The following is a 12,472-nucleotide window of genomic DNA, read 5'->3' as shown; positions in this document are numbered from 1 at the left end:
TAACATGATGTATTATTGCTGAACAAATTATAAAATATGTTATTAATAAATTTAATAAAAATGTTCGCCAAATTGAACAAAAGAACAATGGATCTGATTTCTGGTCAACCACTCCTGGGATTAGCGTGAGGATTTTGGAGTATTTTTTATTTTTGAAAAGGAACTACCTTTAAAATCCATTAATTGCATGGACGCCAGGAATGGCCCCTTCGCAGGCATAATAAATCACGACTCCCCAATGAAGGCTGTTAACTGGTTACTGGTCAAGCAAAGGGGAAGCTCCGTGGTTCACGGGGGAGATGACTTAAGATGAGAGAGATGGGTCCAACTGGGCGGTCAGACGGGCAGTGGTGACGCTTCCAGGGGGCGAGAGTGGGGGCCGTCCGTGGCCCCGCCTTGCAGTCAAGAGTTGCCCGCGGTTAGGCCTTGCGGAACCGCAGCACACCCAGGCCCAGGAGGCCGGAGCCCAGCAGCAGGACGCTGGGGGGGAGGGGAACTACAGCTGTGTCCGGGGTGCAAATGAAACCATCCCCAACGCCGGTAAGGCCGGTGTTATAAACAAATATATCGTCGTGAGGTGGTGGGCCAGTAGTACTCCCGTCTTTGGCGTAGAAGTTACCCTGGACAGGCAACCTATCGCTGTAGAAGTCGACAGTAAATTGTGCAGCCCCATCTGCATTAAATTTTAATCCAAAAATCCCCGGAGGAGTGGGCAATCCGGGATTGCTATTACCTTGGCTGGTATTGGTATAGGTATCCAGAATACCGGCAGAGAAATCCGCGGCAGTGGCGTCATCGCTCACCTGGATAATTATATGACTCAATTCTCTACTCAAGTCGCCGCCAGCGGCATTGGTGATGAAGTATTGATAGTGAACCGGTAGGCCAGGAAAAGGACTACCGTCCATAGTAACTAAGGAGTGGATTTTAAACCCATCACTGGAGTCAGCCCAGGCTCCCGGGTCAGGGTTGGAAACGAGGTCACCAGCAACCGCACTGCTTAAAGTTTGTTCGCAAAGAACAGTTATGGGGGAAGCAGCCGCCTGCCCGGGGAGCCAGCAAGCCACGGCCACCAGTGCTAAAAGTACCGATAAATAACGTTTCATATTACCTCCTATTTCCACCTCCTCAGGCTTCTTCACTAGCCTATGAAGGAGGCAGTCAATCCCAAATGATTAAATTCTTTTGGTAATTAAAGGAATATTTTAATTTTACTGTATCTTCCCGGTGCCCGGCCTTATATATTTATGGGATCGTGCCCTCTGTCATGGATTGCCGGCAACGGCGCCGAAAGATACGCCTCCACGCCATCAAGTTTGTTCGTCTCACCCCCTTTATTAAAAGAGATAAAAGAAACTGGACGTCCTGTCGGGCAGCCAGGTGGTCTTAACGGGTGCGCTCAAGACCCCTGGCTCATTGATGTCCTGCGTGAGGTTGGCGGAGGCCGGCGGCAAATCCTTGCCGGGCCTGACACCAGGGAAGGCACCTCTAGCCTGAGATCATCTCTGATTGCACCAGAGAAAGTGCAAGGAAGGTGCCGTTCGGGCGGGAAGTAGACGGGGCGCGCTTCTGGGGCAGGTGGCAAGGCTGAGAAGCGGGTTTCGTGATGTGCTAATGTCTAAACCAAATTTTGAGAATAATGATTAAACATATTGAATTTAATAATAAATTAAAATGTCAATCAAAGTAACCATAATTTAATATTATTTAACATTAATTAAAAAATAATAATATTAATTATAAGTAAAATGGTCTTCAAAATGGTAAATAATTGTTAGATTTATTTATAAATTGATTTAATGATTTTTATCTATGGTAGTTTCTCCGAACTCAGGTCGAGGACTGGTCGGGCAGGGCCATAATTTTTTCAGAGCACTCGTCGGCCGTGAGGCGCCCGGAAAAAAATTCTTTGAGTATGGTCAGGAAGGGGTGGGTGGCGAAGATCTCCTGGAGTCCCACCCGGTCGCCCAGATCGGGGAATTGCAGTGGGACCTTAAAGTGGGCCGCCAGTTCCCGAAAGATGTCCAGTTGTTGGAACTCCGCCTGGCGCATCTGGGCCTCGACCTGAAAGAGGTGCTTGCGGAGTTCGAACAGGTAGGCTTCTCGTTCCTGATATTCCCGGCCTTTGTGCTTAAGAAAGCTCACGTGTTGCTGACGGGCCAGGGTGGCGTAGGGGATGATCTTGCTCATAAGCGTAGATTCTCCTTATGGTGAAAGAACGACTTTCACTGCAATGATTCTTTGCACGAATTGGTGGGCAGTGCCACCCCACGTTTTATGCTTGTCAGGCTGTGCGCTCTGTCGATTCTCAACCTTTTTCAACCACATCCTCAAGAAAATGTATCATCTCACCTTGCGAAATTGAATCAAAAAGGATAATAATTTTAGGTTATGAATGAGATAGTCAACCTTGATTTCGACAAAATGGGAGGCCTCCTGCCGGCCATCGTCCAGGACGCGGGCACCGGCGAGGTGCTGATGCTGGCGTTTATGAACCGGGAAGCCTGGGAGCAGACTCTGGCCACCGGCGAGGCCCATTATTACAGCCGCACCCGCAATAAGATCTGGCACAAAGGCGACACCTCCGGGAATGTGCAGCGGGTCCGTGAAATTTACCTGGATTGCGACCAGGACACGGTGCTCCTAAAGATTGAGCAGGTGGGAGGGGCCGCCTGCCATACCGGGCATCGGAGCTGCTTCCACCGCCGCCGGCAGGGGTCGGGCTGGGAGAAAGTGGGCACCCCAATCTTTGATCCCAAGGAGGTATACGGGGGTGGATAAGCTGCGGTTAGGCATTCCCAAGGGCAGCCTGGAAAAAGCGACCATCGAACTCTTCCGGCGGTCCGGTTGGCATATTCAGGTCAATGGCCGGAGTTATTTTCCCGATATCGACGATCCCTTAATCACCTGCTCCATGTGCCGGGCCCAGGAGATGAGCCGTTACGTGGAAAACGGCACCCTGGACTGCGGCATCACGGGCAAAGACTGGATCATGGAGAACGACTCCCAGGTCACGGTGGTGGCGGACCTCATGTACTCCAAGGCCAGCCTCAACCCGGTGCGCTGGGTGCTGGCGGTGCCCGCGGACTCGGACATTAAAAGCCTCAGGGACCTGGGAGGCAAGAAGATCGCCACGGAACTGGTCAACTACACCCGGCGCTATTTCGAGCAGCGTCAGATACCGGTCAAGGTGGAATTTTCCTGGGGGGCCACGGAAGCCAAGGTGGCCGCGGGACTGGTCGACGCCATCGTGGAGGTCACGGAAACCGGCAGCACCATCAGGGCCCACGGCCTCAAGATCATCCACGAACTCTTTCAGAGCAACACCCAGTTCATCGCCAACAACCAGGTGTGGGAGTCCGACGCCGCCAAGCGGGAGAAGATGGAGAATCTCACCCTGCTCTTATTGGGGGCGCTTAGGGCCGAACGCATGGTGGGCCTGAAGATGAACATCCCGGAGAAGCAGTTGAAAGACATCATCACCCTGCTCCCCAGCCTGCTGGCCCCCACCATCGCCAGCCTGTACGAGACCGATTGGTACTCGGTCGAGGTAGTGGTGAACCAGGGAGAAGTGCGGACCCTGATCCCTCGCCTCATCCGGGCCGGAGCCCAGGGCATCGTGGAGTATCCGCTGCATAAAGTGATTTAATACCATTTCGCATTCAATTGGTGGCACAGGCGTCTCGCCTGTGCAAGCACAGGAAAAAGCTGCGGCTACCCAAAATAGCCATTTGACCGCAACTCGGTATAACAGCTTTGCTGTGGAAAAAAATGCGAAGGCACGGGCTCAAATGTCCGTGCCTTTTTTATTAGCAGATTCTGGTGACGCCAGGAATAGTAGTGGCCTGGTAGACCCCTACAAAAAATCATCGGCATTGCCAGGGCAGGGTTTCCCGCCCTGGCAGTCCTGATTTATTACTTCTCTGCAGCCTTGCGCTTCATCAGCTCGATGAAGTCCGGGTCCACTCCGTAGCCCAGCCTCTTGGCCTTTTCCAGGTCGGGGATGGCTTCTTTGAACTTTTCCTGGGCCTGGTAGACCATGCCCCGCTGGTAGTAGGCCCGGGCAAAATTGGGGTTCAGCTTGATGGCCTCTTCGAACAATTGCATGGCCTTGCCATTGTTCCCCCTGGCATAATAAACAATGCCTTTATAGGTGATGAGGGCCGGGTCATTGGGCTTTAGCTTTAAGGCCTGGTCAAAAGCCTGGAGGGCTTGGTCGTAAAGGCCCGACTGGCTATTTTTGATCCCCTGGTCGATGTAGCTTTGGACATCCTGGGCCGGACTTAAGCCCGGGAGCAGGAGCACAACAAGTAAGACTAAAGCTAAATAGGTAACTCGTTTCATTTGGTTAGGGTCCTCCTATCAAAGGTTAATGGCTATTATACAATAATTTTAGCTTTGCTCACACGGAACAGAGGCGGCATTCTTCGGCAAACTCATGGGCCAGGGTGAGGGCCGCGGTACCGGATGGCAGGCTGAGGACCTGACCCGGTTTGGAGCCGTAGCGGTAAACGGTGATGCCTTTCAGTCCCGAGGTATGCGCCAGCCGAAACGCGGCGGCCACGTCCGCCTGGGTGGCGGACGGTGCCAGGTTAATGGTCTTGGAGACCGCGTTTTCCACATGGCGTTGAAACGCGGCCTGCATTCCTACCTGATTCTCCACGCTCACTTCGAAGGTGGTGGGAAAGAGCCGGCGGATGTCCTCCGGTAGTCCGGACAGGGGGCGCACCCGCCCGGTGGCCAAGACCTTGGGCACCCACTCGTCTGCCGAAAGGCCGGCCTGGCGCAGTTTTTCCAGGAACAGCGGATGAACCTCTTCAAACTCCTCGCCTTCCAAGGCCCGGCGGCGGTAGGCCACCGCGAACAGGGGCTCGATGCCGCTGGAGGCCCCGGCAATGATGCTGATGGTGCCGGTTGGGGCAATGGTTGTGACGGTGGCGTGGCGCCGGGGCGGCTGGCCCTCACGATGCCAGCGGCTCTGGTAAAAATTCGGGAAAGGGCCGCGCTCTTTCGCCAGGGCCTGGGATTGGGCCACGGCCCGTTCTTGAATGCGGGACATAATCGCTTCGGCCAGTTGCACCGCTTCCGGGGAATCATAGGCTATTCCCAGCCTTATGAATAAATCCGCCAGCCCCATGACCCCCAGGCCGATCTTGCGGTTGGCGTGGACGATGGCCGTGATTTGCGGCAGGGGGTACTGGCTGCAGTCGATGACGTCGTCCAGGAACGCGACGCTCAGGGCCACCAGCCGGTCCAACGCGTCCCAATCCAGTTCCCCTTCCTTAACCAGGGCGGCCAGGTTGATGGAGCCCAGATTGCAGGCTTCATAGGGCAGAAGGGGCTGCTCGCCACAAGGGTTGGTGGCTTCAAGCTTACCGATCTCCGGGGTGGGGTTGGCGGCCTCGATAGCGTCCATAAAGACCAGGCCGGGGTCGCCGGTCTTAACCGCATAACGGCACATGAGATCGAAAACCTCCCGGGCCTTGAGCCGCCTTACTTCCTGGCCGGTCCGGGGGTTGATTAGGGGATAGCTGTCGTTTTGCTCAACCCGATGCATGAAGTCATCGGTAACGGCCACAGACAGATTGAAGTTGGTGAGCATCCCCTGGTCGCTCTTCGTGGTGATAAATTCCAGGATATCTGGGTGGTCCACCCGGAGGATGCCCATGTTGGCGCCGCGGCGGCGGCCGCCCTGTTTTACCACTTCCGTGGTAGTGTCAAAGATGCGCATGAAACCCACCGGGCCGGAGGCCACCCGGCCGGTGCTGCGAACCTGGTCGCCCCGGGGGCGCAGGTTGCTGAAATTAAAGCCGGTGCCGCCGCCGGTCTGATGGATCAATGCCATGTCCCGCACGCCTTCGAGGATGCTGCGCATGTCATCATAGATGGGGATGACGAAGCAGGCGGCCAACTGGCCCCGGGGCAAGCCGGCGTTCATCAGGGTCGGAGTGTTGGGGAGAAATTTCAGGGACGCCATGGCGGCATAAAAGGTCTCGGCCTGGCGGGCCGCAGCGTCAGGGCCGTTGTAGCGTTCTTCGGCCGCGGCCACGGCCTGAGCCACCCGGCGGAACAAGCCGTCGGGGGTCTCCATCACCTGGCCTTCGGGGTCCCGGCGCAGGTAGCGCTCCTTGAGGACCCTGAGGGCGATGGGGCGAAAAGGGGGCGCTGAAAAGGTCATGAGCCAGACCTTAATTGGTCAATTGAATGGATCAGCACAAGTCGTGGCATAACCTAGGTTTTGACCAGGTCCATTGCCAAAATGTTAATAACCAACGGAAACCGAAAACCGTCCTACAAAATTCCCCACTTTTTGGCCCGCTCTTCATAGGCCGGGGGAAAGCTGGGAGAGAAGTTCTGGTAAAAGGTAATGGGGTAACGGGCGCCAATCTTTTTGCCCGCGTCTTTTAGCCCCACCAGCAGGCCTTCCAGGAATTTCCCGGGAAAGGCCACCACCATCTCGTCGTCCTGGGTCATGGAAAAGATGCGGTCGCCCATCCCGGGGATGGCCACCCGGAATTCGCCGGTGCGGTAGGGGGCAATGAGGTATTCGCTGCATTCCACCTTACCGCCGAATTCACCGGTGACCCGTTCTCCCAGGCTGAAAGTGGCCGCCTGAATAAGGCGCATGAGCTGGGCCGGGTTGCCGAAGACCACTACGACATCCGGGTCCAGGTTGAGGCGCTCCAGGGGGCAGAGATAAATAGCGCCCACTTCCTGGGGTTCGAAGCGGGGCAGGGCTGCCACCTCTTTGAGGGCCGGACCCAGGTCTTGATGAAACCCCACCTCACAAAAGAGTTGTCCCAGTTCCATGATAGGGTCCGCGGCCGGGGTAAAGCCGAAGACCAACATGCCGGGCACGCAGAGGAGATCGTCTTGGGTCAGCCCCACGGGCCAGCCATACACCCGGGCCATGGTGACTCCCTGGCAGATGGTCACTTTCTTGCCGAAAACTTTGGATGGCTGCCGCGTCTTGGCCGGTAGATCGGCGGGGTCTTTGAAGAATGAAACGCCGAAGGGTTCGGTCTTGAGGCGCAGGCTTTCTTTCAGTTGGGCGGCGGCAGCTTTATAATCCATGGGCTCTCCTTGCATCACTTATTCTGGAGCATTAATTTGGTTTATGCCATAATGAATAAAAAGTAAGACCTGAAACATGCGGATGCAAGCGGAATCCTCTCTCCCTTTAATCTAAGGATGGCGGTGCGGGCACGGCCTGGCATCGGTATCCCGGCTTCATGCGAAATCGCTCTACAGGAATAATCCTATGGACCTGCTTGCCTGGACCCAGGAAACCCTGAATTGGGCCTTTTTCTTGGGCATTATCAATATCATCATCATTGACCTCATCCTGGCGGGGGATAATGCCGTGGTCATTGCCATGGCGGTCCGCTCTCTGCCCCGCCGGCAAAGGCGATGGGGGATCATGCTGGGCAGCGGCGCGGCGGTGCTGCTCCGGGTGGTCCTCACTTTTTTTGTGGCCCAGGTGCTGGAGATTCAGTTTATTAAGCTGGCGGGCGGCGTACTTATTACCTGGATAGCGATTAAATTATTCATTGAAGGTGCGCCGGAGCAAGCAGACAGGGAGGCCAAGACCTTGCTGCAAGCCATGTGGCTCATCGTGGTGGCCGACATCACCATGAGCACTGACAACGTCCTGGCCGTGGCCGGGGCGTCCCACGGCAATCTGTTTCTTCTCATCTTTGGACTGGCCCTGTCGATACCCTTCGTAGTCTTTACCAGCAACTTGCTGTCCATGCTCATGGACCGCTACCCCATCATCATTTATATCGGGGCCGCGGTGCTGGGCAAGGTGGCCGGGGAAATGATCTTCACCGACCCCGCCATGATCCGTTGGCTCGCACCTCCCAAATGGTTCTTATACTCCATGGAGGCGGTGTTCGCGGTGGGAGTGATCGTGGCAGGCAAGCTCTGGATCAGGTTGATGTTTCGCAGGGATCAGGAAATGGCAGTCCGCCCGGTGCGGTCGGATAAGGGGTAAGCAACCATGGCAATCTTGGCTATTTCCCGGGAATACGGCAGCGGCGGCCGGGAGATTGGTCGCAAGGTGGCGGATCGATTGGGATACCAGTTTGTGGACAAAGAGCGCTTGTTTCAGGATCTGGAACAGGCTGGGCCGCGCTGGGCGCGGATTGCCAAAGAAGTGGACGAAGTCTGTCCCACCCTGTGGGAACGCCATGACTGGCAATATCGGGGTTATGTGTCTCAGATTGAGCACCTGATTTTGGAATATGCTGTTGGCGATAATGTGGTGATTATTGGCCGAGGTGGCTCGTTTTTGCTCCAGGAGGTGCCCTTTTGTCTGAGGGTGCGGCTGATTGCTCCGCTAGAGGCGCGCCTACAAGAGATCATGGCTCGGGAGCGTTTGACCCGAGAAGCCGCAACCCGGCTCATTGCCCAGATAGACGGCGAGCGGGCCTGCTACATCAAGGCCAACTACGGCAGCGATTGGGATGCCGAGGATGTCTATGACCTGTCCTTGAACACGGCCAGTCTCACCCATGACCAGGTGGTGGACATCCTGGTGGAGAATTTGGCTGCCAAGGACCATTTGGCCACACCCGAGGCCAAGGCCAGACTGGCGCTGGCGACCCTGGGCTATCGTCTGAAAGCCCGTATCGCCACAGACCCACGGGTGCTGGTGCCCACTCTGCAAGTCTTCCCGGAAGAAGATGCCCTGGTGGTATCCGGAATCATTCACACTCCCAAAGAATTACACCTGTTGCAGGAGATAGCCCGGGAGGTTTGCGGCGACCGGCCGGTGCGGTTCGACCTGCACAGGAGAGCCTGAGAACCCCGGTAGCACAGGCTTTCCAGCCTGTGCTCATGTAGGCTAAAGTCTGCGACTACATAATGTCCGGCAATCTTGCAAGAAGCTCTTTTGACAAGCGCTATAATACCCCTAAAACTCAATACTGCCAAAGTCTCAGGTCAGGTTACGGTGGCAAGCAAAGCACCCGGCGAGTGTAGGCGTGGTCCGGTTCCTATGCAGGTGGAATCATGACGGAAGTTGTTGAAATGCCTTTCCATACCATGGTCCCAGAGCGGGCGCTGGAAGCTCTCGAGACTGGTCTCCCGGGATTGAGTGACCCTGCGGCCCAAGAACGCCTGGAACTTTATGGTCCCAACGAGCTGGCCGCGGGTAAGAAAATCTCTGCCTTCCGCATTTTCCTGCACCAGTTTGCCAACATTTTAATCCTCATCCTGCTTATAGCCGCGGCCATCTCTTTTGCGTTGGGGGAGCGCCTGGATGCCTGGGTAATTCTGGTCATTGTGCTGGCCTGCGTGGTGCTGGGTTTCTTCCAGGAATACCGGGCGGAAAAGGCCGCGGCGGCCCTGGCCAAATTGGCGGCGCCGGTAGCCGTCGTGATTCGGGAGGGCCGGGAGCGGCAAATCCACGCCCGGGAAGTGGTGCCCGGTGATGTGCTGGTTTTGCACACCGGTGATCGCGTGGCCGCGGATGCCCGCTTGCTGGAAGAAATCAACCTGAAGGCGGACGAGGCGCTTTTAACCGGAGAGTCCACCGCAGCGGGCAAGAATTTGGCTCCTGTGGCCGACCCCGAAGTTGCCTTAGCCGACCGGAAGTGTATGGTCTTCGGTGGCACGGTGATCACTTACGGCCGGGGCCGGGCTGTGGTTACCGCCACCGGCATGGCCACCGAGTTCGGCAAGATCGCCCGGATGCTGGAAGAAGTGGCCGAGAAGCACACCCCCTTGGAAGCCCGGATGGCCACCATAGGTCGGGTCTTGGGGATTATCTGCTTGGGGGTGGCGGTGGGCGCCTCTCTTTTGGGGGTCTTCCGGGGCCATGACTGGCTGGAGATGCTCATCTGGGGTATCAGCCTGGCGGTGGCCGCGGTGCCGGAGTCGCTGCCGGCAGTAGTTACCGGAGCCCTGGCCATCGGCACCACCCGCATGGCCCGGCGGAATGCCATTGTCAAGCGCCTGCCCGCCGTGGAGACCATGGGTTGCACCACCGTGATCTGCACCGATAAGACCGGCACCCTGACCAAGAACGAAATGACGGTCCGGCGTCTCTTTCTGGATGGCGAGACTATTGAGGTGACAGGCTCCGGGTATGAGCCGGCGGGGTCGTTTCAAGCCGGCGGCGCCGAGATTAATTCTGGGGATCATCCGGTGCTGGTCTGGGCGGGCCGGCTCGCCATACTGTGCAATGACGCGGCGCTTGAAGAGATTGACGGCAACTGGACGGTGCGGGGCGACCCCACTGAAGGGGCGCTCATAGTGTTTGGCCAAAAGGCAGGGATCACCCTCGAGGGGCTTCTTACGGAGCTTCCCCGGGTGGCGGAGATTCCCTTCACTTCGGAAGCCAAGTATATGTGCACCTTTCACCAGGAGGGGGGCCGGGTTCTGATGTGCGTCAAGGGGGCGCCGGAAAGATTGCTGCCACGGGCTTCAAAGCTGCTGACTGCCATAGGAGAGCAACCCCTTGACGCTACCCGCCGGGAGGCCGTTATGGAGCAGGCGGCCTCCATGGCCCACGAAGCCTTGCGGGTTTTGGGCCTGGCCTACCGGCGTTTTCCCGAGGTCCCCAACCTCGAAGCCGATGACGTTTCAGAGGAATTGGTCTGGGTGGGGCTGGTGGGGATGATCGACCCGGCCCGGCCGGAAGCCCGTCAGGCCGTGGCCCAGTGCCACCGGGCGGGCATCCGGGTCATTATGGTTACCGGGGACCACCCTGACACCGCCTTCGCCATTGCCCTTGAGGTTGGGCTGATTACTAAAAAAATGGGATCGCGAGCGGTTCTGACCGGACCTGAAATCAACAACATGAGCGACCCGGAGCTTAAAAAAGCCCTGAAAACGGTCCGAGTCTTCGCCCGGGTGGCCCCGGAACATAAGCTGCGCCTGGTGGATATCCTCAAGGAGCAGGGCGAAGTGGTGGCCATGACCGGGGACGGGGTCAACGACGCCCCGGCCTTAAAGCGCGCCGATATCGGCGTGGCCATGGGGATCACCGGCACCGAGGTCACCAAAGAGACCGCGGCCATGATTCTGGCGGACGACAACTTCGCCACCCTGGTAGCCGCAGTGGAGGAAGGCCGGGCCATCTTCGACAACATTAAAAAGTATTTGGTCTTTTTATTGAGTTGCAACATAGCTGAAATATTAATGCTCACCTGCGCCATTTTTATCGGCTTGCCTCTGCCCCTCCTGGCGTTACAAATTCTCTGGGTGAACCTCGACTCCGACGGACTCCCCGCTTTTGCCTTGGGGGTCGACCCCAAGGCCCCGGACATTATGTCACGGCCCCCGAGGCCGCCGGCAGAGGGCGTCTTCACCCGCCCCGTCATCGCACTTTTGGCGGTAATCTCGATCTATCTGACCCTGATTCTTCTCCCACTCTTTGCCTATTACGTACTCTATGATCCAAACCGGTTGGGGCAGCCAGACCAGATTTTGTCCCAGGCTCAGACCATGGTGTTCGTCACCCTGATCCTGGCGGAACAGGTGAACGCCTTCAATTGCCGTTCAGACTTTTACTCCCTTTTCACGGTGGGGGTTTTTACCAACCGCCTGCTGCTCATCAGCGTGATCCTCTCTTCCAGTATGCTGGCCGCGGTCGTCTACTGGCCCCCCCTGGCGACGCTCTTCCATACCTACCCCCTCAACCTGAGGGACTGGATCATCGCCGTGGGATTAGCCCTGACTATTCTTCCGATTGTGGAATTTACCAAGTGGATCATTCGTCTCAAGGGTCGGTATCGGCAGCACAGGGTCTCCGGAGAGTGAGGCGCCCGTTACCCGGCCGGATGGGAGTAGGGTAAACGAAAGGCTATGTGGCTATGGTACAAAAAGGTTACTGCAAACTGACCTATAGCGTTTGCCAAAAGTTTTTTCCTCTAATTCTCCTCTCCCCTTGTGGGAGAGGGTAGGGTGAGGGGTTAATAAGAAAAAACTTTTGAGCCTCTTGCAAAAGTCTCTTTACGGTCGAAACCGTATATATAGCGTTTGCCAAAAGTTTTTTCCTTTAAGGTACATCGTCTAAGAAGCTAAATCCCCCCTAACCCCCCTTTTCCAAAGGGGGGAACTTAGCGGAATTGCTTTAAAAGTCCCCCTTTGAAAAAGGGGGATTTAGGGGGATTTAGAAATCCAGCAATCAGAAAGAATTTTTAGCAACTGCTATATGACATAAGCACAGGCTGGAAAGCCTGTGCTACCGACGAATTTCTCAATACAAGGCTAAAGCTTGCGACCACATAAGGTCCGGTAATTTTGCAAGAAACTCTTTTGGCAATCACTATAAGAGCCTGCGCTTCGTTCATGATGACAGAGAAAAACGGTTTAAAAATGGCTTTTAGTCCCTCCAAACTACCTCAAAAATCGCTGAAAATGGCCGGGCGCGGGCCGAATGGACGGGCAAACCCGGCACATGTGCCGGGACATTGCCGAGGTACCCTCGCCATATACCCGGCCTAAACCCGCGTGCAAGCGC

10 protein-coding genes are annotated in these 12,472 nt (G+C 56.3%); 5 read left to right on the top strand and 5 right to left on the bottom strand.

The features are described from left to right. Nucleotides 1-419: 419 nt before the first annotated feature. Both WC600_06195 and WC600_06190 read right to left on the bottom strand, forming a co-directional pair. Entirely contained in the window at nt 420-1,106 is a 687-nt protein-coding gene (locus tag WC600_06195; GenBank protein MFA4902321.1) for a hypothetical protein, read from the bottom strand. A 724-nt stretch (nt 1,107-1,830) separates the two neighbouring features. Beyond that, nucleotides 1,831-2,190: a hypothetical protein gene (locus WC600_06190; protein ID MFA4902320.1), complete on the bottom strand. Its 360-nt coding sequence runs from the start codon at nt 2,188-2,190 to the stop codon at nt 1,831-1,833. Nucleotides 2,191-2,391: 201 nt separating this feature from the next. Here WC600_06190 and hisI point away from each other — a divergent pair, with 201 nt between their 5' ends. Both hisI and hisG read left to right on the top strand, forming a co-directional pair. After that, on the top strand, nt 2,392-2,781 hold the full coding sequence (gene hisI / locus WC600_06185; GenBank protein MFA4902319.1) for a phosphoribosyl-AMP cyclohydrolase: 390 nt from the start codon (nt 2,392-2,394) through the stop codon (nt 2,779-2,781). Further along, nucleotides 2,774-3,649 (top strand): ATP phosphoribosyltransferase, encoded by an 876-nt coding sequence (gene hisG, locus WC600_06180; GenBank protein ID MFA4902318.1) that lies wholly within the window; start codon nt 2,774-2,776, stop codon nt 3,647-3,649. The genes hisI and hisG overlap by 8 nt, the downstream gene beginning before the upstream one ends. Before the next feature lie 266 nt (nt 3,650-3,915). On the opposite strand, the gene WC600_06175 is transcribed toward hisG, so the two are convergent. The 3 genes from WC600_06175 to WC600_06165 form a co-directional block, all read right to left on the bottom strand. Further along, nucleotides 3,916-4,344: a tetratricopeptide repeat protein gene (locus tag WC600_06175; GenBank protein MFA4902317.1), complete on the bottom strand. Its 429-nt coding sequence runs from the start codon at nt 4,342-4,344 to the stop codon at nt 3,916-3,918. Nucleotides 4,345-4,402: 58 nt separating this feature from the next. Further along, complete coding sequence (locus WC600_06170) at nt 4,403-6,178, bottom strand: adenosylcobalamin-dependent ribonucleoside-diphosphate reductase (protein ID MFA4902316.1); 1,776 nt, start codon at nt 6,176-6,178, stop codon at nt 4,403-4,405. A 113-nt stretch (nt 6,179-6,291) separates the two neighbouring features. Beyond that, nucleotides 6,292-7,074, bottom strand: a complete 783-nt coding sequence (locus WC600_06165) for a DUF169 domain-containing protein (protein ID MFA4902315.1) — start codon at nt 7,072-7,074, stop codon at nt 6,292-6,294. A gap of 187 nt (nt 7,075-7,261) precedes the next feature. On the opposite strand from WC600_06165, the gene WC600_06160 reads away from it, so the two are divergent. From WC600_06160 to WC600_06150, 3 genes are all read left to right on the top strand, one after another. Further along, entirely contained in the window at nt 7,262-7,996 is a 735-nt protein-coding gene (locus WC600_06160) for a TerC family protein (protein MFA4902314.1), read from the top strand. Between the two features lie 6 nt (nt 7,997-8,002). Next, nucleotides 8,003-8,806, top strand: coding sequence for a cytidylate kinase-like family protein (locus WC600_06155; protein ID MFA4902313.1), 804 nt, complete (start codon nt 8,003-8,005; stop codon nt 8,804-8,806). 209 nt (nt 8,807-9,015) lie between these two features. After that, nucleotides 9,016-11,769, top strand: a complete 2,754-nt coding sequence (locus WC600_06150) for an HAD-IC family P-type ATPase (GenBank protein ID MFA4902312.1) — start codon at nt 9,016-9,018, stop codon at nt 11,767-11,769. The last annotated feature ends 703 nt before the right edge of the window (nt 11,770-12,472 follow it).

The organism is Desulfobaccales bacterium (assembly GCA_041648175.1).
In the GTDB taxonomy this organism is placed as follows: domain Bacteria; phylum Desulfobacterota; class Desulfobaccia; order Desulfobaccales; family 0-14-0-80-60-11; genus 0-14-0-80-60-11.
This window is presented reverse-complemented; position numbering and strand designations above follow the sequence as displayed.